Source organism: Bradyrhizobium sp. CCGB20 (assembly GCF_024199855.1).
Taxonomy (GTDB): domain Bacteria; phylum Pseudomonadota; class Alphaproteobacteria; order Rhizobiales; family Xanthobacteraceae; genus Bradyrhizobium.
In genome coordinates this window covers 2035760-2060218 of the sequence record NZ_JANADN010000001.1, presented here as the reverse complement: position 1 = coordinate 2060218, position 24459 = coordinate 2035760, and the positions used below count along the sequence as shown (strand labels likewise).

Annotated in this window: 23 protein-coding genes and 1 tRNA gene; 10 read left to right on the top strand and 14 right to left on the bottom strand. The window is 62.9% G+C overall.

The genetic code is table 11. The features are described from left to right. Positions 1-8 precede the first annotated feature (8 nt). Together NLM15_RS09425 and NLM15_RS09420 are read right to left on the bottom strand one after the other, a co-directional pair. Positions 9-1115, bottom strand: coding sequence for a molybdopterin-binding protein (locus NLM15_RS09425; protein ID WP_254116682.1), 1107 nt, complete (start codon positions 1113-1115; stop codon positions 9-11). Between the two features lie 54 nt (positions 1116-1169). Further along, entirely contained in the window at positions 1170-2003 is an 834-nt protein-coding gene (locus tag NLM15_RS09420) for a substrate-binding domain-containing protein (RefSeq protein ID WP_254116681.1), read from the bottom strand. 298 nt (positions 2004-2301) lie between these two features. Between NLM15_RS09420 and NLM15_RS09415 the strand changes: the two genes are divergently transcribed. Both NLM15_RS09415 and NLM15_RS09410 read left to right on the top strand, forming a co-directional pair. Further along, positions 2302-3195: a helix-turn-helix transcriptional regulator gene (locus NLM15_RS09415; protein WP_254116680.1), complete on the top strand. Its 894-nt coding sequence runs from the start codon at positions 2302-2304 to the stop codon at positions 3193-3195. Positions 3196-3295: 100 nt separating this feature from the next. After that, a complete protein-coding gene (locus tag NLM15_RS09410) occupies positions 3296-4519 on the top strand; it encodes an ABC transporter substrate-binding protein (protein ID WP_254116679.1) in 1224 nt (407 codons plus the stop codon). Between the two features lie 108 nt (positions 4520-4627). On the opposite strand, the gene NLM15_RS09405 is transcribed toward NLM15_RS09410, so the two are convergent. Beyond that, entirely contained in the window at positions 4628-5593 is a 966-nt protein-coding gene (locus NLM15_RS09405; RefSeq protein ID WP_254116677.1) for a TAXI family TRAP transporter solute-binding subunit, read from the bottom strand. A gap of 107 nt (positions 5594-5700) precedes the next feature. On the opposite strand from NLM15_RS09405, the gene NLM15_RS09400 reads away from it, so the two are divergent. Continuing rightward, positions 5701-6675, top strand: a complete 975-nt coding sequence (locus NLM15_RS09400; RefSeq protein WP_254116674.1) for a tripartite tricarboxylate transporter substrate binding protein — start codon at positions 5701-5703, stop codon at positions 6673-6675. A gap of 358 nt (positions 6676-7033) precedes the next feature. Next, a tRNA-Ile gene (locus NLM15_RS09395) sits at positions 7034-7109 on the top strand. Positions 7110-7169: 60 nt separating this feature from the next. Here NLM15_RS09395 and NLM15_RS09390 read toward each other — a convergent pair. Continuing rightward, on the bottom strand, positions 7170-7640 hold the full coding sequence (locus NLM15_RS09390) for a metallophosphoesterase family protein (protein ID WP_254116673.1): 471 nt from the start codon (positions 7638-7640) through the stop codon (positions 7170-7172). 1 nt (position 7641) lies between these two features. Here NLM15_RS09390 and NLM15_RS09385 point away from each other — a divergent pair, with 1 nt between their 5' ends. After that, positions 7642-8121, top strand: a complete 480-nt coding sequence (locus tag NLM15_RS09385; protein ID WP_254116671.1) for a hypothetical protein — start codon at positions 7642-7644, stop codon at positions 8119-8121. Positions 8122-8188: 67 nt separating this feature from the next. On the opposite strand, the gene NLM15_RS09380 is transcribed toward NLM15_RS09385, so the two are convergent. The 7 genes from NLM15_RS09380 to NLM15_RS09355 form a co-directional block, all read right to left on the bottom strand. Next, positions 8189-8347: a hypothetical protein gene (locus NLM15_RS09380; RefSeq protein ID WP_254116669.1), complete on the bottom strand. Its 159-nt coding sequence runs from the start codon at positions 8345-8347 to the stop codon at positions 8189-8191. A 598-nt stretch (positions 8348-8945) separates the two neighbouring features. Further along, on the bottom strand, positions 8946-10061 hold the full coding sequence (locus tag NLM15_RS09375; protein ID WP_254116667.1) for a DUF2336 domain-containing protein: 1116 nt from the start codon (positions 10059-10061) through the stop codon (positions 8946-8948). A 249-nt stretch (positions 10062-10310) separates the two neighbouring features. Continuing rightward, on the bottom strand, positions 10311-10571 hold the full coding sequence (locus tag NLM15_RS44010; protein ID WP_375166832.1) for a non-oxidative hydroxyarylic acid decarboxylases subunit D: 261 nt from the start codon (positions 10569-10571) through the stop codon (positions 10311-10313). After that, positions 10568-11995 carry a non-oxidative hydroxyarylic acid decarboxylases subunit C gene (locus NLM15_RS09370; protein WP_254116665.1) on the bottom strand — a complete coding sequence of 476 codons (1428 nt, stop codon included), beginning with the start codon at positions 11993-11995 and terminating at the stop codon, positions 10568-10570. Before NLM15_RS09370 ends, NLM15_RS44010 begins: the two co-directional genes overlap by 4 nt. Positions 11996-12022: 27 nt before the next feature. Next, complete coding sequence (locus tag NLM15_RS09365; protein WP_254116663.1) at positions 12023-12514, bottom strand: pyridoxamine 5'-phosphate oxidase family protein; 492 nt, start codon at positions 12512-12514, stop codon at positions 12023-12025. Next, positions 12511-13137 (bottom strand): UbiX family flavin prenyltransferase, encoded by a 627-nt coding sequence (locus NLM15_RS09360; protein ID WP_254116661.1) that lies wholly within the window; start codon positions 13135-13137, stop codon positions 12511-12513. Before NLM15_RS09360 ends, NLM15_RS09365 begins: the two co-directional genes overlap by 4 nt. Before the next feature lie 650 nt (positions 13138-13787). After that, positions 13788-13973 (bottom strand): hypothetical protein, encoded by a 186-nt coding sequence (locus NLM15_RS09355; protein ID WP_254116659.1) that lies wholly within the window; start codon positions 13971-13973, stop codon positions 13788-13790. Positions 13974-14211: 238 nt separating this feature from the next. Between NLM15_RS09355 and NLM15_RS09350 the strand changes: the two genes are divergently transcribed. Then, positions 14212-14592, top strand: coding sequence for a hypothetical protein (locus NLM15_RS09350; RefSeq protein ID WP_254116657.1), 381 nt, complete (start codon positions 14212-14214; stop codon positions 14590-14592). Between the two features lie 106 nt (positions 14593-14698). Here NLM15_RS09350 and NLM15_RS09345 read toward each other — a convergent pair whose 3' ends face one another. Both NLM15_RS09345 and NLM15_RS09340 read right to left on the bottom strand, forming a co-directional pair. Further along, positions 14699-17215 (bottom strand): arylsulfatase, encoded by a 2517-nt coding sequence (locus NLM15_RS09345; protein WP_254116655.1) that lies wholly within the window; start codon positions 17213-17215, stop codon positions 14699-14701. After that, on the bottom strand, positions 17205-18200 hold the full coding sequence (locus NLM15_RS09340) for a formylglycine-generating enzyme family protein (protein WP_254116653.1): 996 nt from the start codon (positions 18198-18200) through the stop codon (positions 17205-17207). Before NLM15_RS09340 ends, NLM15_RS09345 begins: the two co-directional genes overlap by 11 nt. Positions 18201-18834: 634 nt before the next feature. Between NLM15_RS09340 and NLM15_RS09335 the strand changes: the two genes are divergently transcribed. Next, positions 18835-19143: a hypothetical protein gene (locus NLM15_RS09335; protein ID WP_254116651.1), complete on the top strand. Its 309-nt coding sequence runs from the start codon at positions 18835-18837 to the stop codon at positions 19141-19143. A gap of 191 nt (positions 19144-19334) precedes the next feature. On the opposite strand, the gene NLM15_RS09330 is transcribed toward NLM15_RS09335, so the two are convergent. Then, positions 19335-19946 carry a hypothetical protein gene (locus NLM15_RS09330; protein WP_254116649.1) on the bottom strand — a complete coding sequence of 204 codons (612 nt, stop codon included), beginning with the start codon at positions 19944-19946 and terminating at the stop codon, positions 19335-19337. 464 nt (positions 19947-20410) lie between these two features. Here NLM15_RS09330 and NLM15_RS09325 point away from each other — a divergent pair, with 464 nt between their 5' ends. The 3 genes from NLM15_RS09325 (at position 20411) to NLM15_RS09315 (ending at position 24423) form a co-directional block, all read left to right on the top strand. Then, entirely contained in the window at positions 20411-21841 is a 1431-nt protein-coding gene (locus tag NLM15_RS09325) for a hypothetical protein (protein ID WP_254116648.1), read from the top strand. Between the two features lie 248 nt (positions 21842-22089). Continuing rightward, complete coding sequence (locus NLM15_RS09320; protein WP_254116646.1) at positions 22090-22548, top strand: hypothetical protein; 459 nt, start codon at positions 22090-22092, stop codon at positions 22546-22548. A gap of 129 nt (positions 22549-22677) precedes the next feature. Next, on the top strand, positions 22678-24423 hold the full coding sequence (locus NLM15_RS09315) for a type I secretion system permease/ATPase (RefSeq protein ID WP_254116644.1): 1746 nt from the start codon (positions 22678-22680) through the stop codon (positions 24421-24423). Positions 24424-24459 lie beyond the last annotated feature (36 nt).

The following is a 24459-nucleotide window of genomic DNA, read 5'->3' as shown; positions in this document are numbered from 1 at the left end:
GAACCATATCATTCCCGCATCAGATAGGCATCCACCGGCGTCCCCGCCGCAAATCCCTCGTGGCTGGCGGGAACGAGCAGCCATGCATCGGCGCGGGCAATTGCCTGAAGCGGCCATTCCCCCACCGCAAGCGGGAGCCACGCATGATGTTCCTCGGCCAGCAGGGCGATTTCCGCGATGCCGACGCTGGATGCGATTTTTCGCGCGAGCGGCAAGGTCATGCGCCGGCGCAGCTGCCGCGCCGACAGACGGTCGACGAGCGGAAGCACAAGCGCGAGCCAGGCCCCGAGCGCGTGATCGGGCGAGCCGGGCAAGGCGACGACGGGAACATTTCCGAGCCGCCCGACCGCGGCGGTGCGTCCGGGCTGGAGCGCGAGGCCATGGGCGAGCACGTCACCATGCTGAGCCAGCGCGCTGACGGCGGCATCCTTGCGACCGACGCCGCTGCCGCCGATCGTCACGACGAGATCGCAGGTGAGATCGCCGAACGCCTCCGCGACCGATGCCGCATCTCGCGCGGCGGCTTCGCGCGTGTGCACATGCAGCCCTGCCGCACGCGCGATCTCCGCAATCATGTGCGTCGTCGCGGTGGCGCCCGGCACGTTGACGATGCACAGCCGCGGCTGCCGTACGCTCAGCCTTTCAACACCGGCAGCGCGCGCGAGCAGCAGAGTGGCAGGATTGATCAGATGCCCTTCCGCCACGGCAGGCGCGCGCCCGGCGATGTCGCTTCCGGCGCGCCTGACGCCCTGTCCGGGGACGCCCTCCGCCAGCACCTGGGCGAGTGGACCCGACACCTCGACTGTGCCGGCATCGAGCACGCAATCACATCCCGGCGGCATCGCGTCACCGGCGTCGACCCAGACCGGCGCTGTTGTCAGCGGCAGCGGCGAATAGGCGGACGCACCAACAAGATCGTTGGCGCAGAGCGCCCAGCCATCCGCAGCGGCGATGTCGCGCGGCGGAGAGGCCGCAAGGAGCGGCGTCCCTGCCGCGATGCAGCCGGCAGCCTCGGCCAGGGGCAACTCGATCGCCGCTGTCGGATCTACGCCTCGCAGCAACGCAGCGAGCGCAGTGTCGAGCGGCGTCAATGATGGCGGCAGGCGCTGGGTCATGCGCCATGATGGACCATGCATCGTCCGGTTTGGCAACCGCTGCCGATGCGAAGGTCAGCCGCCGGACTTGCCCGCATTGGGGAAGAACAGCTGCTCGCCGTCGACCTTGTAGCCGGCGATGGCCGCCTGCCCCTCCGGCGAGATCAGCCAATCGATGAAGGTCTGCCCCAGCTCCTTCTTCACGTTCGGAAATCTTTCCGGGTTCACGAGCATCGCGCCGTACTGATTGAGCAGCCGCTTGTCGCCTTCGACGACGATGTCGAGATCGCCGCGATCCCTGAAGGCGATCCAGCTGCCACGGTCGGACAGCACATAGGCGTTCGCCGTGCGCGCCGCGTCGAGGGCTGCGTCCATGCCCTGCTTGGATTCGCGATACCATGCGCCCTTGGCAGCGGCGATATCGATACCGGCGACGATCCAGAGCGCGAGCTCCGCGGCGTGGGTGCCCGACCGATCGCCGCGCGTCACGAACGGCGCACCCTTGGCCTCGATCGCCTTCAGCGCAGTGGCGATGTCCTTGCCCTTCACGGCGGCGGGATCGCTCTTCGGCCCGATCAGCACATAGTCGTTGTACATCACGTCGAAACGCTTCACGCCAAACCCGTCGGCGACGAACTTCTCCTCCTGCGGCCGCGCGTGCATCAGCACGACGTCGACTTCGCCCCGTCGCGCCCCGTCGAGCACTTCGTCGGCGCGCCGCGCGATCACCGTCACGTCGATGCCGGTCTTCTCGCGGAAGATCGGCAGCAGATAATCGAGCAGGCCGGACTCCTGTGTCGCAGTGGTCGAGGCCAACACGATCGCGCGGTCCTCCGCGGATGACGCCGCGACGCCCGCGGCGAGGCCGCAGAGAAGCGCGAGTGCAACGGACAGGCGGCGGACGACCATGATCGGGTTCCCATTGGTTATGACGCGATCATGATGATGATCGATTGCGCCGCACTCGTGACGCCTTTGCTCATTGCGCTCGCCACTCGGGACATTTCGGCAATGCGGCGAGCGACGACTGCAAGGCCCGCATCTCAAGAGCGCTTCGAGATCATTCACCAAAGCAAAAATCGCGCGAGAGGATGTGTTGCAAAGCAGCGAGATGATCGGGCATGGTTCCGGCGGACACAAATTGAAATGCAGAATTCCACCTGCGTCGATCGTCAAAAAGAAGCAAGAATTTGCATAGGAATGCAGGATGGAATTCCTGACGACCAGCGAAGCCGCCGACTATCTTCGGCTCGGCGAACGCAAGCTCTACGAACTCGTCACCACCGGTGCGATCCCCTGCACCAAGGTGACCGGGAAGTGGCTCTTCCCGCGGCACGAACTCGACCTCTGGGTGCTGTCGGGAATGGCGCGTCCGGCCGGCATGCTGACCGCGGAGCCGCCGCCGGTCGTGGGCGGCAGCCAGGACGAGCTTTTGGACTGGAGCCTGCGTGAATCCGGCTCGGGCCTGGGATCGATGAGCGAGGGCAGCGCGCGCGGGCTCGAGCGCCTGCAACGCGACGAGGTGATGGCGGTGGCGGTGCACTTCCACGGCCTCGACGCCGACGGCAGTCTTGCCGCCGACGCCAGTGCGACGGCGCTGCGTGACGCCCCGGACCTGCATGATGCGGTGCTGGTCGCCTTCGTGCGCCGCGAGCAGGGTCTCGTGCTACCGCCGGGCAATCCGAAACGGCTGCGCGGCCTCTCCGACGTGCTTGCGCTCGGTGTCAGGATGGCGATGCGACAACAGGGCACAGGTGCGCAGATGCTGCTCGACGTGCTGCTCCAGCGCGCCGGCGCCTCGACGCGCGATCTGCGCCGGGTCGAGACGCCGGCCCTCACCGGGCCGGATCTCGCCGAGATCGTCCGCGCGGGACAAGCCGATTGCGGAATCGCGACGCGTGCGGCGGCGCGCTCGGCCGGGCTCGATTTCGTGCCGCTGGTCTGGGAGAACCTTGATCTCGCAATGCGGCAGCGCAGCTATTTCCGCCCGCCGATGCAGGCCCTGATCCGGTTCCTCAGCGAAAGACGGCTGCGGCAGCGCGCCGAGGAGCTGACCGGCTACGACCCCTCGCCGGCCGGCCAGATCCGCTTCGCGGCCTGACGTTGACGCCCGCCCCCGAATAGTTGCAAAAGAAACCAATTCAGCCGGGCATACCCGGGGCAACACCGGCCAACGCGCCGGATCAGGGGAGGACACAAGCGTGAACCCAACAAGATTTGGACTGCCGGTCGCGGCCGCCTTTGGAGCGATCGCGGCGACACTGCTGCCGGGCATAGCTTCGGCACAGGTGTCCGACAACGTCGTCAAGATCGGCGTGCTCACCGACATGAACGGCCCCGCCTCCGCGCCGACCGGCCAGGGCTCGGTGACGGCGGCGCAGATGGCGATCGACGATTTCGGCGGCACCGTGCTCGGCAAGCCGATCAGCATCGTGATCGGCGACCACCAGCTCAAGGCCGACATCGGCGCCTCGCTCGCGCGGCGCTGGTTCGATGTCGATCAGGTCGATCTGATCGTCGACGTGCCGGTCTCCGCGGTCGGGCTCGCGGTGCAGAACATCGCCAACGAGAAGAAGCGGCTGTTCATCACCCACTCCACCGGCACGGCGGATTTCCACGGCAAGTTCTGCTCGCCCTACGCGATCCAGTGGGTGTTCGACACCCGCGCGCTCGCGGTCGGCACCGCGGACGCGGTGGTCAAGCGCGGCGGCGACAGCTGGTTCTTCATCACCGACGACTACGCCTTCGGCCATTCACTGGAGCGCGACGCCTCCAGCGTCGTCACCGCCAATGGCGGCAAGGTGCTGGGCTCGGTGCGGCCGCCGCTGGCAACGCCGGACCTCTCCTCCTTCGTGCTCCAGGCGCAGGCCTCCAAGGCCAAGATCATCGGCATTGCCGCCGGTCCCCCCAACAACATGAACGAGATCAAGACCGGCTCGGAGTTCGGCGTGTTCAAGGGCGGCCAGCAGATGGCGGCGCTGCTGGCGCTGATCACCGACATCCACGGCCTCGGCCTGCAGGCAGCCCAGGGGCTGTTGCTGACGACGTCGTTCTATTGGGACATGGACGACAAGACCCGCGAATGGTCGAAGCGCTATTTCGCCAAGATGAACAAGATGCCGTCGATGTGGCAGGCCGGCGTCTATTCGAGCGTGATGCACTATCTCAACGCCATCAAGGAGACCGGCACCGACGATCCGCTCAAGGTCGCCGCGAAGATGCGCGAAAAGCCGATCGAGGATTTCTTCGCCCGCAACGGTCGCTTGCGTGAAGACAATCTGATGGTGCACGACCTCTGGCTGGTGCAGGTGAAGACGCCGGAGGAAAGCAAATATCCGTGGGACTATTACAAGATCCTCACGACCATCTCGGGCGACAAGGCCTTCGGGCCGCCGGACCCGGCGTGTCCGCTGGTGAAGAAGTGAGCGCGTAGCGGTCATTCCGGGATGGTCCGAAGGACCAGACCCGGAATCTCGAGATTCCGGGTTCGGTGCTGCGCACCGCCCCGGAATGACGGTCGCCTTAAGCGACCGTCACTTCATCACCCCGATCTCGCGAAGATATTTCATCACGCCGGGATGGATCAGCTCCGGCTTCGGCGCGGCCGCGACCGTGTTCGACGCCGTGGTCTCGCAGGCCTGCGCGAGTTGCTTGCAGAAACTCGCCTCGACGCCGTGCAGCGTCTTCGCCAGACGGTAGGCGACATCGTCGGGCAGGTCTTCGCGCGTGAGGACAAAGCTCCAGGAGCCGAGCGAGGCGATCGGCTCGGCCTGCTTCGGATAGGAGGCGGCCGGCACAATCAGCGGCTTCAGGAACGCATGCTTGGCGCGGATGCGCGCGATCTCTTCCGCGCTGGGGGCGATGAAGCGCGCGCCTGACGCGCTCGAGGCCACCGCGGCAAAACCGGGCCAGCCGATGCCCGCACCCCACAGCGCGGCAACGCGGCCATCCTCGACCATCGCAGGACCGTCGCCGGCGCGGTCGAGATAGATCGCCTTGAAGTCCTCGTCCTGCTTGAGGCCGAGGCCATCGAGCACATAGCGCGCCAGGATCGGCAGGCCCGAGCCCTTCGCGCCGAACGCCACGGGCTGTCCGACGAGATCGCGGATGGTCTTGTAGGGACTGTCCGCCCGCACCACGAACATGCCGGGGTTGGAATAGATCGCGGTGAGAATCTTCAGCCGCACGGGCGCGCGGCCGATGCCGGCGAAGGCTTCATAGGCCGGCTCGCCCGCGACCAAGGCGAGATCGAGCTCGCCCTTCTCCAGCAGCGGAATGTTCTCGTTGCTGCCCTTGGTGTTGCGGGGGGCGATGGTGATTTGCGGATCGGCCGCGTTCATCGCTTGCGCAAAGGCATTGCCATAGAGCGGGAAGCCGCCGCCGGGCGTCGCGGTGCCGAGGCTGAGGGTCGTGATCGGAATGGCGTTGCCTCCGGTTTGAGCAGCGGCGGGGCCTGCGAGCAGCGCCGCGCCTAGAAGGATGATTGAAGCGAATCTCATGATTGGTCCCCGCGGGCCTGCGTCAACACCGACTTGCGACGATGTAGGCAGCGGCGCGATTTTGTGAAAGCATGCGGCTCAACGACAATAGAACAATGGGAGACGTCATGTTGCGAATTTTGCGTAACACTGTTTTTGGGCTCGCGTTAATTTCAGGTCTTTTCGGCGCCTCCCCTCCCGCCTCCGCCGCCTACCCCGACCGCCCCGTGCACTGGATCATCGGCTTCTCCGCCGGCGGCCCGGTCGACATCGTGGCGCGGATCATGGCGCAGTGGCTGTCGGACCGTCTCGGCCAGCAATTCATCGTCGAGAACCGCGCCGGCTCCGGCGGCAACATCGCGGCCGGCGCCGCGATCAACGCAGCCCCCGACGGCTACACGCTGCTGTTCGTCGCGCCCAACAACGCGATCTCGACCTCGCTCTACAAGAAGCTGCCGTTCGATTTCCTGCGCGACACCGTACCGGTCGCGAGCATCATGCAGCTCACCAACATGCTGGTCGTCTCCAACGCGTTTCCCGCCAAGACGGTCCAGGAGTTCATCGACTACTGCAAGGCCAATCCCGGCAAGATCTCGTTTGCCTCGTCCGGCAACGGCACCTCGGTGCACATGTCGGCCGAGCTGTTCAAGGTCATGACCAAGTGCGACATGGTGCACGTGCCCTATCGCGGCTCCGCGATCGCCTTCCCCGACATCATCTCCAACAAGGTGCAGCTGATCTTCGACAATTTGCCCTCCGCGCTGGAGCAGGCGAAGGGCGGCAATGTCCGCGCGCTCGGCGTGACCTCGCCGCAGCGCTGGCCGAGCGTGCCCGACGTGCCCGCGATTGCCGAGACCGTGCCGGGCTTCGAATCGGTCGGCTTCTACGGCATCTCCGCGCCGAAGGGCACGCCGCCCGAGGTGATCGAGATCCTCAACAAGGCCGTCGGCGAAGCGCTGAAGGACCCGAAGCTGATCGCCCGCCTCGCCGAGACCGGCGGCATCCCCAAGCCGATGACGCCGGCCGAGTTCGGCAAGCTGGTCGCTGATGAGACCGAGAAGTGGAAGAAGGTCGTTGAGTTCGCCGGGGTGTCGGTGGACTAGCGGCGGCTTCGCCGCCGGCCACGTCGCCCGCCGGGAAGACGTTCGGGGGACCCAAAGAGTTTTCAAGGGTCCCCCTCACAACAAACCTTACGAAAACAACCCCATGCACAGTAGAAAAGATGAGTTATTACAAGGGGTTACGAAATCAGAAAACCGAGCCTTCACAAGGGACGATTTGACCCGTCGGGCAAAACAGGATTATAAGGGCATTATCGGAAATTTCGGGTATTCAAAAATTACCCACGATGCCGCGCCGGCGTTTCCATCCGCCCGAGCCAGCATTGCACCCCCGCCTCCATCCCTGTAAACGAACCGCGCACCGTTGCCGGCCGCGGATTCCGCGAGCCGTCCCGCGGCGGGGCCTGTAGCTCAATGGTTAGAGCCGGCCGCTCATAACGGTCTGGTTGCAGGTTCGAGTCCTGCCGGGCCCACCAATAAAGCGCATTTCCGTTCGCATTGATGACACTTCGATCGCAGGCGCCTGCGTGTGGCTGTCACACGTTGCCGAGATCATGAATAACCGGTTGGAGAGCGCCAACCCGATCCAAATCGAGCGTTGCCAGCGTGATCGGCAGCTTGAAGCGCCTGCGCCCCGCACTTCCTGGGTTCAAGTAGAGCACGCCATCGACGGTCTCGATCGCGACGCGATGGGAGTGGCCCGATATCACAACATCGATCCCAAGCTCCTTCGGCTTGATCGTAAGCTGATTGAGATCGTGCAAGACGTAGAGGCCGCGGCCGCCAAGGCGCAAGGTTTCGGTGTCAAGGAAGCGCCTCGCCCAATCACCTGTGTCGACGTTCCCTCTGATGGCGGTCACAGGCGCGATCCGGTTAAGGCGGTCCACGATCTCCGGAGCGCCGATATCACCGGCGTGGATGATGTGGGACACGCCGGCGAGGCAGTGCTCCGCCTCCGGCCTCAACAGCCCATGCGTGTCCGAAATCACCCCAATCTTGAGCGTCATCTTGGATCGCGATTCATTGCAGGATATCCAGCGGGCCGATCTCTTCGCCATCCCGGTTGGTGACGAGGATCGAAAAGCGACGAGCTTCGAGGATTATAGTGCATACTACGACCCGGCCATCTTAACCGATTCGAAGACTCATGAATTGAGTGCGCTGCCACCGCAATACGTACTGCGCCGTCCCCCGTCAGCATATCATCGGGTTATCCCCGTGGTCGCAAACTCCACCCGGCTGCTCCGAGGGCGCTGGCGCAAATGCGTGGTAGGCCGGCGCCACGCTCGACCGATCGCCCTCGATGCGAGGAATGCTGGAACCAACGCTCTGCTCGGCGCGTCGATCGCTGGCGTGGTGCTCGCTCGCCTCGAGCGGTGTGCCAGGGATTGTGGTGACGACCAGTCCGGTCAACAGGGCCTTGAACAGCACCGACCCGATGGAATTTCTGAATGGTGTCATCGTGGCTACTCCTTTTCGATTGGATGATCTCCCGTGAGGCAAGAGATCCAATCCACCATCCCTAGACGGGCGTTGCCCGACGCATATTCCCAAGTCACGAAGTCGTTTTCGATTTGCCCGGGGCGCGTTCAATCGTCCCGAATGGCGCTCGCGGCGCCACGCCGGCTTCGGGATGCTGATCAACCAAGCGAAGAACGATCGCTGCGGCCTCGAACATCTGCATGTCGCGATCGACGGGCCGGAATCCGACCATTCGGGTTTATCTTCAGATACTCACCGCGATCGGTGCTGAAAGCCGTGGTGTTGAGCAACGCCAGGCATTGCTCCATAAGCCCTGTCGGGCCCAAACCAGGGAGCCGCGCCGCCGGGGAGCTCGAGGCCCATTCTGCCTGCCGGCGTCAACTCGCAGCCGTTCAACACATCCCTGTTGGGATATTGCGCCTGAAACAAAGCTGGATTTGAATTCGCCCACGTCGGGCACTGGGCACTTGCAGAGCTTATCGCGCCAATCGACATCATCGCTGCAATAATGGAAGTCCTGAATCCAATCATGGTCGTACTCCGAACGGTTGTTGTTGTCGTGCGGAGCGTTCGCTGGCTGGAATCGGCTGCTCTGTTGAAAGCGTTTCCTTCGAATCTTTTTGGACAGGGATTACGTAGGTATGCGCTTGAGAAAAGACACGCAGTGGAAAATCACGGCTGCGCGAACGGCGCTCACCGTTGCGTGACCCGCACCCACATCCACGCATGTATGAAGTCGGGATTACGGTGACCGTACACTCAATGATTCAGGCCGCTTTCGCGGGTTCGAAGGCTCATGAATTAAGTGCTCTATTACCGCAATTGCGATCCTAGATCATGCGCCGAGGCTGTTGAAACGGGCTACCGAAGACCTCCTCCTTTCGCGTTCGGTAGATGGTGACAACCTCCCGGCACGCTTTGACATTCAACCGGTGGAAATCGATCTTCAATTGATCGAGCTCTCCAGCGGTTATCCGGTAGTTGGTCGCGCCCAGGAACAGCAGCGCCATCGTGGTGGGCCATGAGAAATCGAGAGACTTGGCCAGGATCAACACCGGCTCGCGATCCTTCTCGATCAATGCCCGTTCCGCGACATCGATTGGAAGCCGACAGAGCAACGACAGGGCAACGGTGGTCTCGTTGAACTTGAGAGAGTGAGCAAGTTCGAAGACCTTGTCTTCTGTCAATTCGCCTCTCTCGTGCAGTTTTGCCACCGTGCGTTTCGCCGTGAAGTAATCCTTCGACGCCGGGCCAAACCTGGCATGAATGGCCCCGGTGACATCGACGACGACGCGATGGACCTCACTTTCGATATCCGGACGCTCCCTCTTCAGCTTTTGCCGCACCTCTTCAGAGGCTTTGGCGATCAACTGGTGGAAGAGATGTCGGGGAATATCCTTTCGAAGTCCTACCGACTCGGCAAGGATCGAATCCCCTTCTGACCTCCGTACCAGGTGCAGAAATCCGGATTTGGAGAGACTAGCCCCAGCGTTTGATGCGACCGAGGTGACGACCTCGGGAGATCCCCGCACCACCAGGACATCGGTGACCGCTTCCGGGACCGTTTGTCGCCTGGAGATTGCAAGCAAATGCTGCTGGCTCTTGTTCCTGGCACACGCAATCAATGTCTCGGTGTCAAGGCGCTCCGACTGACTGAGAATCGGCCATGCGACATCGATGCAATCGTCGCTTGCCATTTGCCGGGTCAACGCATAGGGCGCGTTTGGGCTGCATGCGAGCTTTCCCGCGAGCTTCGCCCGGGCGCTCGCTTCAATCTCCTGCGCGAGGCGACCGATGACCTCGCCGAAAGTCCAGATCTGCTCCTCGGAATAAGTGCCGGCGATCAGGATATCTGCCGCATGCCAGAGCGCCCGCAGGCAACTCTCGGGGTTTCCTCTCGCAACTGCTTCGTCCAACTCGGCCAAGAATGACGTGATAGCAGCCATTGATGCGCTCGCAGTTTGAAAATGATCGAACGACAAAAGCGGATTTCAAAGGAATGGGCGATGACACCACTCAAGACCTGAACACGCGGTAAAACTATTCCCTCGCCTTGGATCGGGCATAAGGTCCGGCTAATCAGATCGATCGAATTTTAAATATTGCCTGACCTGGAAGCCGGCGCCCTCGCTGTTCCGCGAGTCCGGCGGCGCGAGCAACGTCGCCGCGATGATGGGCTCGACCTTTCCGCCAACTCACGAGGACGGCCGGCGCCGCGGAACGGGCGGGACGACCTTCAGCCTCGCAAGATCCTCGGGGCGCAACCGAAAGGCGGCGGGATATTTCTCGGGGTCTACATTCTCCTCCGGCTCGGTCGATCTCCAGGCATAGAAGCAGGTTGAACAACTGAAGATGGTCCAAACGCCGGCAACGGAAGATTTGCCAACTACCCCGAGTGTAGCCGATCGGCACCGCGGGCATGCGGTCGGAGCAACGCGAACGCTGGTTACAGTCATTTGCGCATCTCCTTCACCAGGCCCGAGAGCTTCGTTTGCCACTGATCGGTGCCGAGCGGCCTGTCCAGCTCTTCGCCGTAATCGCCGCGGACATCCGGCGCGACCGGCGTGGTGGCATCGATGATCATCTTGGTGGCGATGCCTCCCGGGCTGCACGCCGGATCCAACAGATTCTCCGCGAGGTTCGGGATGGTCACGATATCGCCCGCAGGATTGACCTTCACGGACATTGCCCACATCACCTGCTTGAGGTCGAACGGATCGACGTTTTCGTCGACGACGATCACTATTTTGGCGTAGCCGAGACCGTGTGTCGTGGTGAGGACGCGCAGGCCGACATATTTGGCGAAGCCGCCGTAACGGATTTTGGTCGAGACGACGACCACCAGACCATGGGTGTAGAGTGCATTGACCGCGACGACCTCGGGAAAGGTCGACTTGATTTGAAGGAAGATCGGCGCACTCGTCGTCATGGCTTGCAGGAAATCGATCTCGGTCCACGGCCGCCCCACATAGACCGCGTCATAAACGGGGTCCTTCCGGTGCGACACCCGGTCGATCTCGATCACCGGATATTTGTGACATCCCGAGTAGTAGCCGGGGAATTCGCCGAACGGCCCCTCGGTCTCGCGCCGTCCGCAAAGCACGCGTCCCTCCAGCACGTATTCGGAGCCCCAGGGAATATCCAGGCCTTTGGCGGTCTTGACCACCCGATAGGGCGCACCTTGCATCACGGCTGCCATCTTGTACTCGAGTTGATCGTAGAGCAGCGGTGTGGCGCCCATCAGGGTAATGATGGGTTCATTTCCCAGCGCGATCGCGACCGGCAGGTCCTCCCCCCGCTCTTCCGCGTGAGCCATGTGGATCGCAATGTCATGTTGCGGCACGGTCTGGATTCCCAGGCGGTTTCGTCCCTTGACCTGCAAGCGATATATTCCGACGTTCTCGACATCATCGTTGTTCCAGTCGTCAAGATCGCGACTGATCGTGCAGGCCTTGTCGATAAAGTAGCCGCCATCGCCCCGGTTGAGACGAAACAGCGGCAGAAGCTCATAGAGATTCACATCCTTGTCGACGACAACTTCCTGCCAGGGCGCGTTCTCGACGCGCTCCAGCGCACCCGGATAAAGCTGAAAACGCCGCACGAATTCGAAAAACTGATCGCGCATGCTGGCGTCCTTGGCCATGCCGAGCGCGAGAGCGTGGTTGCACCACGATCCATGTACGTTCATGGCGACCCGAGCGCTGCTGAAGCCAGCGATCTTGTCAAAATAGATTGCGGGACTCTCCTCGCCGATCTGCGTGAGGGCGCAGGCTGCGGCCGCCATGTCAGGCTCGGGGAGAACCTGATCATGGATGCGCAGCAATTGCCGTTCCTGCTCGAGCACCGACAGGAATTCACGGAGGTCCTTGTAGGCTCGCATCGTTGCCCCACTCTGCTGAAACGGGTTTCAAGCTGACCTCAAAGCGGCAATCTGCCTTTGCCAACGCGGGAGCACGGCCTGGGGATCATGCAGCGCAAAGGTCACCCCGGTCGTCACGGTTGCGTAGGGCGCCACATGGTGGCGCACCGTTTCGACTTCTCCTTCGAAGAACGCCAGCGGCACCTCCGGAGAGGAATGAGCAAGCCGCCGACAGCGGAGCCTCAACTCGCACATCCCCCCATCGATCGAAAGCGCAATCGCCAACCGCCCGTCGCGTTCAAGATTGGACGTCATGCTCGATTGCGGGAACAGCGCAAGGCGGATGCGGCCGAAGGGCGTCACCAGCATGTCGCCGGCACTCAGCAGGGCGGCGCGAGGCCATCCGTCGGCATCGACCGTCGACAGACGCAGCGCCTGCGTCTTCGTGAGCAGTTCGGTGCCATCGAGATAGCGCGCCAGTGCATCGGGAATCCTGCTGCTGCTCGCTGGAGCCGTGTAAATGTGCTCGGCTTCCTTCATTCCGCACCTCCTCCCCCGGAAACGGCCCGCGGTTCTGCGGAACGCGAAGGCAATTCGTTGGCCCGGCGCATGCCGTCCCATCGCTCGAGTTTCTGAAACTCCAGTCCAAAAAGGTCCAGTACGCGACCGACCGTGTGATCGACGAGATCATCAATGGTTTTCGGATTGCCGTAGAACGCCGGCACGGGCGGCGCGATGATCGCCCCCATCCGGCTCAGCGCCAACATATTTTCGAGATGTATGTCGTTGAGCGGTGTCTCCCGAGTGAGCAAAACCAGGCGACGCCGCTCTTTGAGCGTGACGTCGGCTGCCCGGACGATCAGTTCGTGAGCAAATCCATAGCGGATCGCCGCCAGCGTCTTCATGCTGCACGGCGCGATAATCATGCCGTCGTGGCGAAACGAACCGCTTGCGATCAATGCACCCTGGTTATCGCGCGAATGAGTAACTGAGGCGGTGGATGCGAGCTCGCGGGCGGAAAGCCCGGTTTCCTTGGCAATCGTGACTTCAGCCCACCGGCTCAGAACCAGGTGGGTCTCCACTTCCAGTTCGCGAAGCGCGCCGAGCAGGCGTGCGCCATACACGGCACCAGTGGCTCCTGTCATTGCAACGACAATACGCATCGCCGCCGGCCTCCTGGAGAAGCCTCCGATCGGCTCCCGGGAAAAAAGAAACTATACAATTTCAGGTGGCGCCTTGCAACGACGCCACTGGCGATGGGCCGAGACGGACGGATGTGATCTTTTTCAGAGGTTCGAGTCCTGCCGGGCCCACCACGCTTCGCCCAGCGGGCTACGCGTGGCGCAGCCAGGCGGAGAACGAGAGGGGAAGCGTGGTGTCCGGCGTAGCTTGAACGAAGTGAGAGCGAAGACGGACGAACTGCTGCGAACGCGTGAACCGCACCTATCGCCCACCACCGCAAGAACCAAGTCGTCAGTTGGGCGTTATCTCCGCACCATGGAGCCGTTTCGCGGAGGTCGAATGATGGACCCCAATCGAGCAGCCTTGGTCCTATGTGCTATCGCTCTGGCCATCGCCATTGGAGCAGCGGTCACGTCAGATCGCGTCGACACGCGTACGGCCAGCATCGACGCACCTCCCGGGACAATAGGACTAGCTCGGCCACACCCGCCGCTGGACCGCGCGGCCGGTGAACCAATACAAACGGTAGGCGGCGCGCCTGGCGCGCATATTCGGCAGCGCCCCTGACCGAACACCGCGGCCCTTCGGGGCCGGATCGTGCTCTAACTGAATCGATCGACGAGGCCTGCGCTCATGCCACTGCGCCAAGCCATGGCAGCCCTTGCGCCTCCACGTCGACCAGCTCATTCAGCTCCGCTTCCAGGTCCAACACGATATCGCGAAGCAGAGTCGCCGCCACCGGGTCTGTCGTTTCAAGCGCCATCAAACGAAAGCGTTCGACCTCGTGCCAGCGCTCCTTCCACTCGCTGTCAGTCATGGCTCCCCCATGCGCTGATCCCCCAGCGGGCACCGGTATAGGCTCCTCAAACTGTGAAGTTATTACGGCACGATGGGGCAGAGTCCCTGTCCCAACTCCGCCGGCGGCGGGCAAGGTGAGCACGGGACAGATGCCGGGCTCCGTCGGGAGCGGGCGCCGTCCGAGCGTTGAACCGAAGTGACGCGCCGGCCGACCTATAAATTGGTGTCCAGCGGACCACCTTGGAATGAGGTGCCCGATGTCAAAATCAAAAGAGCTTGCCGACCGAGCCCTGGCGTTTGAAAAACGCGCTGCGACGGCGACCGATTTTTCGTCACGAGAACACTATCGTGAGATGGCCGCTCACTGCCGCGCGCTGTCCATCGAGCATCGCGAAGTCGAACAATTGCAAAAGCTTTCCCAGGCTGGATTTGAACAGCAGGCAAGGAGGAGCAGCCTCCCCTCATTTCAGAATGCTGATAGACCAGCCTATCGGCGCGCCATGGCGGTGGGCATCGCGCTCTGCGTCGCCTTTGTCGCTGTCAGCTTCTCATTGCGGCCGCAGACGGCTGACGATCGCGTGCTGGTCAAGGCGGATCGCCTCACGCGGACCGCTGGCGATCCATCCAAGGTGAGATAGTTCGCCCCCCAAGATCTCTCCACGCGATTGTGGATTTCGGCAGCTTGATCGGTGCGGATGAGTCCGCGGACATCCTTCAATGTCCGCAGACTCAATCGCGCTCGAACTAGTCGCTTGCCCTGATCCGGGCGTGCTGGATGATCCGCTGCTCGTCGCTCGAGACCTGCGTCGGGCCAAGCTTGAACGTCAGCTTGTCGATCTTGCCGGTGAACTGGAACGGCAGCTTGTAGCTGTCATCCACTCCGGTGCGGGTATCCACGCCGACGTCAAACGACTCGTCGATCGCCATGATGAACGAGATCGAGTGCGGGATCGACTGGCGGGAAACCTCCTTGCCGTCGACCGACAGCACGCCCGTGCCGCCCTTGCCGTAGCCGGGCCCGTCATACTTGAAATCGAACGCGATGCTGTGCTTGCCGGGCTTGAGCGCAGTGCCCAACCAGTCGCGCGCGCCCACGCCCGATTCCCAGCGGTATCGCTTCAAATCCAGCATGTTGTAGACAAAGACCGGCTTGCCCTTCAGCAGATAGAGGCCATAGCCACTGAAGCGACCGCCGAGCGTCACGATCATTCCCTCAGCCCCGCCCTGCGGGACGGTGATGTCGGCAGTGATCCTGTAGTCCTTGTTCATGATATTGGGGGCGTTGCCGTCGGGGATGCCGGGATTGATGCCCTTGTATGTGAACTCGGTTCGCCCTGCGGTCGCACTGGGACGCGGCGTCGTCAGACGCGGCAGGACCGAATTATCCAATGGCAAGACCTGGTATTTGTCCGCTTCGCCCAGGAACAGCGTCTGAAGCTCCTTCAGCTTGTCGGGATTGCTGGCTGCCAGGTCATTGGCTTGCGAGAAATCGTCGACGATATTGTAAAGCTCCCATTTGTAATTGGTGACGTCAGGCAGCTTTGCCGTTCCCAACAGCCATGGCGGCGCGGGCGGCGTCGTGCATGCATACCAACCGTCGTGGTAGATGCCGCGGTTCGCGAACATCTCGAAATACTGCGTGGTGCGCTTTGACGGCGCGTTCGCGTTCGACTGGTCGAACGTATAGGCCATGCTCACGCCCTCGATGGGCTTTTGTGCGATTCCGTTCACCGTCGCGGGCGCCGCGACGCCCGTGGCTTCCAGGATCGTCGGCACGATATCGATGATGTGATGGAACTGGGATCGAATGCCGCCGACATCCTTGATGTGGCCGGGCCATGAGATAGCCATGCCCTGCCTGGTGCCGCCGAAATGCGACGCCACCTGCTTGGTCCACTTGAACGGGGTATCGAAGGCCCATGACCATGCCACCGACATATGCGGGTAGGTCTTGTCGGAGCCCCAGTTCTCGTAGTGCAGCATCAGCTCGACTTCCGGCAGCTTCAGAACGCCGTTATAGGCGGTCATCTGGTTCGGCGTGCCCTCGAGCGTGCCTTCCGCGCTGGTGCCGTTGTCGCCGCTGATGTAGATGATCAGCGTGTTGTCGAGCTTGCCCATGTCCTCGACCGCCTGGATGACGCGGCCGATCTCATTGTCGGTGTAGGCCGCGTAGGCGGCAAACACCTCGGCTTCGCGCGCATACAACTTCTTCTGGATGAGCGAGAGCGAGTCCCACTTCGGCAGGGTGTCCGGCCAGGGCGTGAGCGCCGTGTTCGCGGGGATCACCCCGAGGCGCTTCTGGTTGGCGAAGATCTGCTCGCGCAGCTTCTCCCAGCCCATGTCGAACTTGCCCTTGAACTTCTCGATCCATTCCTTTTTCGGCTGGTGCGGCGAATGGGTGCCGCCGGGAACGTAATAGACGAAGAATGGCTTGTCAGGGGCCGCCGCGTTCAGGCCGTTCATGTAGTTGATGGCCTCATCCGCCATGTCGGTGATGAGGTTGTAGCCGGTCTTGCCGATCCAGGGGTAAACCTGGGTCGTGTTCTTGAAAAGATAGGGTGTCCACTGGTCGGTCTCGCCGCCCATGAAGCCGTAGAAATATTCGAATCCCATGCCGATCGGCCATTGGTCGAATGGCCCTGCAGCGCTGTAGAGATAGGTCGGCGTGTTGTGGTTCTTGCCGAACCACGAGGTGGCAAATCCGTTGTCCCGCAGGATGGTCCCGATCGTGGCGCTCTCCTGGCCAATGACCGAGTTGTAACCGGGATAGCCGGTCGACATTTCGCCGATCACGCCGTACCCGACCGAATGGTGGTTGCGGCCGGTGATCAGCGCCGCCCGCGTCGGCGAGCAGAGCGCCGTCGAGTGAAACTGCGTATAACGCAGGCCGGCCTTGGCGACGCGGTCCATCGCCGGGGTCGGAACGACACCGCCGAAAGTGCCGGACACGCCATAACCTTGGTCGTCGGTCATGATCAGCAACACGTTCGGGGCGCCCTTGGGCGGCGCGACGGACGGTGGCCAGTATGGTTTTGAGTCCTTGGCCTCCTCCTTGATCACGCCGCCGAACTTCGGAGGTTCGGGCGGAAGCTGCTTGCCATCGAGCGTCATCGTGGCGCTGGGCGTGCCCGGTGTGCCGGTGATCTGCTGCGCCGCCGCCGGCGCAGCGAGAAGACCCGGCAAAGCGACGAGCAATGTCGCAAGACCGGAGGCCAACAGCAATTTTTGGCTCGGTCGCCAACTGCGCCGTTCATCGTTCATGACGTCTCTCCCGTTTGATGCAGCGGAATCCAACGTGACTGGTCGACGTATCTACCGGCTCGGCATGGCGTGCCGCAGGCCGGTAGCGGCGGCAATAATTGGGAGCGCACAGATGCGATCCACCCTTGAGCACCTTGCGCGGAATCCTGATGCCGGGCGTGCACGGGTCGTAGCTCAGCTCTTCGCGACCGCCGCGCGGATTCTCCGGGATGCAACAGGCCTTTGGCGCATCGGCTTCGTGCTTCGCCGTGTACCAATCGGTGGTCCATTCCCAGACATTGCCGATCATGTCGTGGAGGCCATAACCGTTCGGCGGAAACGCCGTCACCGGCGAAGTGCCTGCATACCCGTCGGTCGCCAGATTCTCGTGCGGAAACTCGCCCTGCCAGGTGTTGGCCAACTGACGCCCGCCGGGCGTGAACGTCTCGCCCCAGGCGAACTCGGCTCCGTCAAGGCCGCCGCGTGCGGCGAATTCCCACTCGGCCTCGGTCGGCAATTCCTTGCCCGCCCAGTTGGCGTAGGCCTCGGCATCCCGAAAGGCGACATGCACGACCGGGTGCTCGTCCAGTCCGCGGATCGAGCTGCCGGGTCCGTAAGGCCGTCGCCAGTTGGCGCCAAACCTGAACGTCCACCATTGGCCCCAATTGCGCAGATCGACGCTCCGTTTCGGCGCGACAAACGCGAGAGAACCCGCCTTGAGCATATGCGGCAGCGCGCCCGGATAGTCCTTTGGATCCGGCGCCGTTTCGGCAAGCGTGACATGGCCGGTTGCCTCAACGAACTGCCGGAATTGCCGGTTGGTCACCGGTGCGCGGTCCATCCAGAATCCATCGACGGTCACGCGGTGAACGGGCGCTTCCTCGGGATAGTGTCGATCCGAACCCATGCGGAACGTGCCGCCGGGAACGTAGAGCATGGCGCCGTCGCCAGACTGCTGCTGCAGCTGTTCATGGTCGGATGACGAATTCGCATCGGCAAGGGTCATGACTGCTCCGAAGACGCATCCCTGTTGCCAGTCACCGGTCCGGGCTGAAACTTGGCCTAACCCTCACCCGATGCTGGATGAACCAGCAGCGGGACGCATTCGTTGACCTAAATCAAGCCACCGCTGCGCTGTCCGCGATCCGGGCGCGCAACGCGACGTCGCGCGCGGACGACTGCGTCCCGAAGCCTTCCTTTCGTCGATCTCTCAATAACAGGGCGGGTACGGAGAATAGCCGCAGGCCGGACGCGCGTCGTAAGGCGCAGCCACTCTCGCTTCCAGGCGAGAGGTCGGGCATCGAGACGTGCAATATCGGTTGCAGTTAACGCCGCATGGCGTCTGCAGGATCAAAAACGCGCGCTGGAATTAAACGTGATGGGCTTGTAGTCTTACCGGAGGGTGATGCTTCAACTACCCCCACAAGCATCACATTAGCACAATCAGAGAATGAGGGCCAGCCATGGTCATTGTTCATTCTGCGCCGCTACACGGCTACGGCGCGGCCTGCATTCTTGACATTCCGAAATCGCGCGATGTGGCTGGCTGTCGGAGACGACCTCCGTTGTCGATCGGCAGATCATTCTCGCGACTTCGAGAGTTATTCGGGACTCTTCAATCATCCGGCCGGAGGCCTATGATGCATCGCAACGTCGTTACGCCTGTTCATCTGTTTGCTGGCGCTGTTCTCCTCGCAGCATCGATCGGAGGTGCGTCTCATACCGACCTGACGATATCCGTCGCCCAGGCCGCGGAAGAAGTGCCGAAGGAGATGCTTGCTGCGCAGATCCGCACGCAGGGCTTTGCCTGCGAGAAGGCACTCCAGGCCACAAGAGATGCCAAGCGCTCCAGGGCCGATCATGCCGTCTGGGTCCTGAAATGCAGCAACGCCACCTACAGGGTCAGCCGCGCTCCGGATATGGCAGCGAAGGTGGAGCCGTTGAAATAGTCGAATTCCGGCCACGCCTAGACAGGACACTGTTTCACGCGCAATGTGCATCAGCGCGGTGTTGCGATCCTTTTATTGTCTCCGTCTTAGCCTTCACAGTATCGCTGGTTGATTTTGCGCGAGAGGTTCGAATTGCGCTGAGCGATGCGCGTCGAGCTCCGCCGTCGGCCAGGGCGGGATTCTCTCGCGCTCTACGATGGCGCCGGCCTTGGAGTCAGCACGGCCCACCGAATGGTTCGACTCGCGCTCAAGACGGAAAGAAGCCCGAAAGCCATCAGCAGCATGCCAAGCCAGGTCCAGCCCTGCCCGCCATCGCCGGCCTCGGCGTGGGCGAGCGGAGTCGCTGAGGCGGCAACCACGTCGCTGGCGGCCGGCGTGGCAGCCAGGAGTGCCTCCACGTCGATCTGGACGTCGATTTGGCGCGGCGTGATCCCGTTGGCCGTGAGCCGATCGTTTTTGGAAAGGGGGACCGGCGACACGCGGGTCGCGGTCCCGGTCGCAAGGACGGGACCGGCATCAACCACCTGTACGGGCGCGGACGGGCCCGGCCGGGACGTATCCTCGGGTGCGGAGCGCTGCAGCTCCGCGCGCGCATCCGCCACCGCCTTCCGCCTGGGCGCGGTGGGCCTCTTCTCTTCGGCCTTGGCGACACGATCTTTGGCGGCACGATGTCTGGCGGCGCGATAGCGAACCGACTCCTTCGCCCTCCCGACCCCTTCGGCGACCTGGAACCAGCATCTGCGCCGGCCTTCCAGGCGATAGACCCAGTGCTGGCCGTCGGCCGACTTGCCGGGCCGTGACAAGCACCCCACTTCCGCTGACGCGGGCGCAGGGGCAGGGGCAGGGGCAGGCGCGGGATCGGCGTTGAAGAATGCGGAAAATGTGTTCGACGACGCAGACGTCGTCGAAAGACCGGCAAGACATGCAAAAGCGGCAAAACAAATTCGCAAATGACCGGACATGGAAACCCCCGGTGTTGCGCCCCTGGCCGGCCACGAGCCTTGGCCGCGATTTGGGTCGCAATGCGACTTGAATCCGGCAACGGCGAGGATTCATTTTGGCCGCAGGCGAGATGATCGCGCAGACAAAGGGGGATTGACGCAAAGGCTGTAACCGCAGCCAAACGGATGTAGCCGATGTTACGGCTGCCACCCGAAGCGCCATATCCGAACTGACGACTGGGCATTCGACCTTCCCGGGATGACATTCTGTCCGGAGCGCAGAACCCGTCCGATCGCGCGAAGCGATTGCGATGAGGGAGGCTACGATGGATTTTTCGCGGATGTCGGATGGAATCCGGCTGCATCACGCCTCTCGTCACCACGATGGATACGATGGCGAGGACGAACCGGGCCCCACGCCGAGTGCTCCGTTCGTGACCGACGCGGTCGGCGGTGGCGCCCCGGTCCACCGTCCCGGCCTGTTTGGAGATCAACTTGCAAGTCCTGGGGCGCACCAAGCGAGCGCGAATACCCAGCACAAGGACTCCGACCCGGTTCAATCCAGACATCCGGGGAGCGAGACGGGCGGCCACGCCGACAACCACGCTGCGGGGGACCAGAATGTTTCGTCCACGACGCCTGCTGCCAGCCCATCCCATCCCGGCATGGGCATTGCCTCGGTCGAGAGTGGCGCGAACGCGGCCGGGAACGGCGGGGATGGCCACTTCTATGGAGGTATCATTCACGCCTCCCTGTTGATCTATGAACCGATCAACATCTCGGTGAGCCTGGGATACGGCTCGGTCGCCCTCGCAAGCCAGTCCAACGATGTGAATGTCGATCAATCCGCCTTTCAAATGGCCGGCGTCGGCGGCCATGGCGGCAATGACAACATGGCATCGGGCGGGAGCGTCAGCACGTCCTCAGGCTCCGGCATGATCGCAAGCGGCGACAACAGCGCCGGAAGCGGCGGCAGCGGCTATTTCTCGGGTGCGATCGTGGACGCTCCCGTGGTGATCTATCATCCGATCAATATCGCGCTGGCGAGCGCGGGCGGCACTGCGTATGCAGGTCAATCGAACACGGTCGACATCGATCAATCGGCCGTTCAGATCGCGGGCGTCGGCGGAAGCGGCGGACATGGCAATGTGGCCGCCGGCGGCAGCGTCATCACGCTCGACCCCAGCTGGGGATCAAGCCACGGAGGGAGCGTCTGGGACGTTCTCACCGGCGGGAATCAGGCCGGCAATGGCGGCGACGGCGTGTTTTGCGGCGAACTCGTCCATACCTCGTTCGTCATGTACAACCCGATCAACATTGCAATCGCGGGCTATGGCTCCAGCGCTTACGCGGTCCAGACAAATGTTGTCTCGGTGGATCAATCCGCGGTTCAGATCGCCGGCATTGGCGGCCACGGCGGCAGCGACAACGCCGCAGCGGGCGGCCATGCAAGCCTTCTCTCACATCATCTGTGGGGCGGCTCCGACGCGATCGCGACCGGCTCGAACAGCGCAGGCAATGGCGGCAACGGATATTTTGCCGGCAGCATGGTCGATGTCAGCGTCGCGATCTATGCACCCATCAACATCGCCATCGCAGGTCCCCATTCGACGGCCGTGGCCGATCAGGTCAACAACGTGCACATCGACCAGAGTGCGGTCCAGATCGCCGGAGTTGGCGGGAACGGCGGCGACGGCAATCTCGCGCTGGGTGGCGATGCCGCGCATCTCCTGTCAGATCATCACTTAGTGGCATAGCGAAACGCCGCACCATCCCCGCACGATCGATCGCATGGCGGCGCGCGCCGCCGCCACTCTTCGCATGCAAGGCGGGCGCAGAAGCGCCCTCCCCCGACACATCTCGTACTTTCGTACGTAGGCCTCAAACCGGCTGGTGTCCGATTTGACATCTATGTCATCGCGCATCGGCGGATCAGACTTGCCCCGCGCGTCCGCCTGATCGGGAGGATGTTGCACGACAATCAACAGAACGACGGAGGCCTCAAATGATGCCAAAGGCAATCAAAATCTCGGATACGATCGACGTCAAATCGATCAACACCGGTGGTCAAAGTGCCGGCAATGGCGGCGACGGCACGTTCAAGGGAGCCATCATCAGCAAGCCGACAGTCAACTACGATCCAACCAACAAGGCAGTAGGCGCCGATGTGCATGTGAGCACCGGCGATCACGTCAAGCAGACGGCGGATTGGGATGCCGGCGGAGCAAACGCCAAGGCCTCGTATTTTTCCAAGGCCCATGGCGGAGACGCCGAGTCGAACGGCAGCCAGAAATCCTACAGCGGCTACGATACCTCCAAGGTGTACGCCAACACGGATGCCACCCAGATCAACAAGGTCTTGGTGGATCAGCACCAGGAAGCCGCGGGCGGGATCGGCGGCGATGGCGGCGACGGCAACTTCGCATGGGGCGGCGGGGTCACGTTCCATCTCGACACGCTCTGATCAGGCTCGTCCGACTGGCGGGACTGGCGGCCACTACCGCCGGTCCCGGATTTCACGCCATGACCCGCCAATGCCGTTGCCAGAATGCGTTGGCCATCGGTCAGGCACGCCGGACCTCGATTTCGGGCGATGACGATCATGCTGATGCCGCCCATTCGGTTACCCATCCTGCCGCAGGTCCGGACGCCACTGCACGCCGCCCTCCGGTCCTGCGCGGGACCGCTCGGTCTCGTATTCGCATATAGCTGCAGCTACAACCTGCTGCTGTTTGCGCCCTCCATCTATCTTCTTCAGATCTATGACCGGGTGTTGTCGAGCCGGAGTGGCGACACCTTGCTCCTGCTCACGCTCATTGTCGCGATCACGGTGGTCGTCGGCGGCGTGTTCGACGCATTGCGGCGCGCCGTCCTCGGACGCCTTGGCGCCTGGCTCGACGATCGCCTTCGTCCTTGCGTGCTTTCGGCCGGCCTCGAATCGGCGTTTCGCAGCGATTGGACTCAAGCGACGGGCGCGTATCGGGATCTCACCGTGCTGCGCCAGTTCGTCGAGTCCGGCGCATGCACCCTGCTCTTCGACGCGCTCTGGGCGCCCCTGTTCCTCCTTGTCCTCTTTCTGATCCATCCCCTGCTTGGCGTGGTGGGCGCCTGCTGCGTCGCCTTCCTGTTCGCGCTCACGGTTGCCGGAGAGCTGGTCACGGAAGACGCCCTGCTCAGATCCAGCCTCGCGCTGTCCAGAAGCGGCGGTCGTCTCCAGACTACCGCGGGCAACATCCACATGATCCGCGCCATGGGAATGTTCGACAGCGCTGCGCGCATGATCCACCGCGACGCGCAGCACGCGCGCCGAGAGCACGATGTGGCGCTCCGCCGAGGCGAGATCGTCTCACTGGCCGCAAAGCCGGTTCGCGCACTGTCGCAAGTCCTGATCATGGGAGCGGCCGCGTGGCTCGTGCTCGATCACGGCAAGAGTCCGGCCATCATCTTTGCTGCCACGCTGATGTTCGGCCGGGCGCTCGCGCCGGTCGAAAGTGCGGTCGCGGGCTGGAAATCACTCGTGACGGCCGTGACCGCCTGTCAGCGGCTCGGCGTACTCCTCGCCGCATTCCCCGCCCCCCAGCAGCAGGGCACGGCGGTTGTCGCGCCGCAGGCGCGAAGCGGCCTCGTCGTCGACAATGTCGGCGTCAGGCTTGCGGGGTCCGACCATCTTCTGCTGAACGGCGTCTCGTTCAGCCTCATGCCCGGCGAATGCCTTGGCATTATCGGTCCGTCCGGGTCAGGCAAGTCCTTGCTCGGCCAGGTGATCGCCGGACTGTCGATGCCGACGCATGGCCGTGTCCTCCTCGACAATACCGACGTCTCGCTGCTTCGCGAAGGCCGAAGCGGCGACCGCCTCGGCTATCTCCCCCAGGACATCAACCTGCTCGGCGACACCATCAGCGACATCATCGCACGCCTTGAAGATGCCGACCGGCGGAAGGTGGTCGAAGCGGCCAGGCTCGTTGGAATCCATGAGGCGATCATGCGCCTGCCGCTGGGTTACGACACGGTGGTTCACAGCGAAACAAACTTCTCGCGCGGGTATCGGCAGCGCCTCGGGCTCGCTCGCGCTTTTTTCGGCACTCCACCCCTCATCGTTCTCGACGAACCCAACGCCAGCCTCGACTACGGCGGCGAGCGCATGCTCCTGGATGCCATCGAGCGCATGAAGCTCGCAGGCGTCATCCTCGTCGTCGTCACTCACAGGATGGGTCTCCTCGCCGCCACGGACAAGATTGCCATCATGGAGGACGGTGCGGTTGCCGCGTTCGGCGACAGCGAGGACATCTTTGAACGGCACCTGAGCCGCCCCCAGGTCACGTCGCAGGTTGCGCCATGATCTGGAACTCCCTCACCATCCGGATGCTTCCCGCCG

Bases quoted from the DNA above. Each gene is read 5' to 3' on its own strand.
- NLM15_RS09425 (WP_254116682.1), bottom strand. From the start codon at position 1,115: ATGACCCAGCGCCTGCCGCCATCATTGACGCCGCTCGACACTGCGCTC.
- NLM15_RS09420 (WP_254116681.1), bottom strand. From the start codon at position 2,003: ATGGTCGTCCGCCGCCTGTCCGTTGCACTCGCGCTTCTCTGCGGCCTC.
- NLM15_RS09415 (WP_254116680.1), top strand. From the start codon at position 2,302: ATGGAATTCCTGACGACCAGCGAAGCCGCCGACTATCTTCGGCTCGGC.
- NLM15_RS09405 (WP_254116677.1), bottom strand. From the start codon at position 5,593: ATGAGATTCGCTTCAATCATCCTTCTAGGCGCGGCGCTGCTCGCAGGC.
- NLM15_RS09400 (WP_254116674.1), top strand. From the start codon at position 5,701: ATGTTGCGAATTTTGCGTAACACTGTTTTTGGGCTCGCGTTAATTTCA.
- NLM15_RS09390 (WP_254116673.1), bottom strand. From the start codon at position 7,640: ATGACGCTCAAGATTGGGGTGATTTCGGACACGCATGGGCTGTTGAGG.
- NLM15_RS09380 (WP_254116669.1), bottom strand. From the start codon at position 8,347: ATGGTCGGATTCCGGCCCGTCGATCGCGACATGCAGATGTTCGAGGCC.
- NLM15_RS09375 (WP_254116667.1), bottom strand. From the start codon at position 10,061: ATGGCTGCTATCACGTCATTCTTGGCCGAGTTGGACGAAGCAGTTGCG.
- NLM15_RS44010 (WP_375166832.1), bottom strand. From the start codon at position 10,571: ATGACTGTAACCAGCGTTCGCGTTGCTCCGACCGCATGCCCGCGGTGC.
- NLM15_RS09370 (WP_254116665.1), bottom strand. From the start codon at position 11,995: ATGCGAGCCTACAAGGACCTCCGTGAATTCCTGTCGGTGCTCGAGCAG.
- NLM15_RS09365 (WP_254116663.1), bottom strand. From the start codon at position 12,514: ATGAAGGAAGCCGAGCACATTTACACGGCTCCAGCGAGCAGCAGCAGG.
- NLM15_RS09360 (WP_254116661.1), bottom strand. From the start codon at position 13,137: ATGCGTATTGTCGTTGCAATGACAGGAGCCACTGGTGCCGTGTATGGC.
- NLM15_RS09355 (WP_254116659.1), bottom strand. From the start codon at position 13,973: ATGACTGACAGCGAGTGGAAGGAGCGCTGGCACGAGGTCGAACGCTTT.
- NLM15_RS09350 (WP_254116657.1), top strand. From the start codon at position 14,212: ATGTCAAAATCAAAAGAGCTTGCCGACCGAGCCCTGGCGTTTGAAAAA.
- NLM15_RS09345 (WP_254116655.1), bottom strand. From the start codon at position 17,215: ATGAACGATGAACGGCGCAGTTGGCGACCGAGCCAAAAATTGCTGTTG.
- NLM15_RS09340 (WP_254116653.1), bottom strand. From the start codon at position 18,200: ATGACCCTTGCCGATGCGAATTCGTCATCCGACCATGAACAGCTGCAG.
- NLM15_RS09335 (WP_254116651.1), top strand. From the start codon at position 18,835: ATGCATCGCAACGTCGTTACGCCTGTTCATCTGTTTGCTGGCGCTGTT.
- NLM15_RS09325 (WP_254116648.1), top strand. From the start codon at position 20,411: ATGGATTTTTCGCGGATGTCGGATGGAATCCGGCTGCATCACGCCTCT.
- NLM15_RS09320 (WP_254116646.1), top strand. From the start codon at position 22,090: ATGATGCCAAAGGCAATCAAAATCTCGGATACGATCGACGTCAAATCG.
- NLM15_RS09315 (WP_254116644.1), top strand. From the start codon at position 22,678: ATGACGATCATGCTGATGCCGCCCATTCGGTTACCCATCCTGCCGCAG.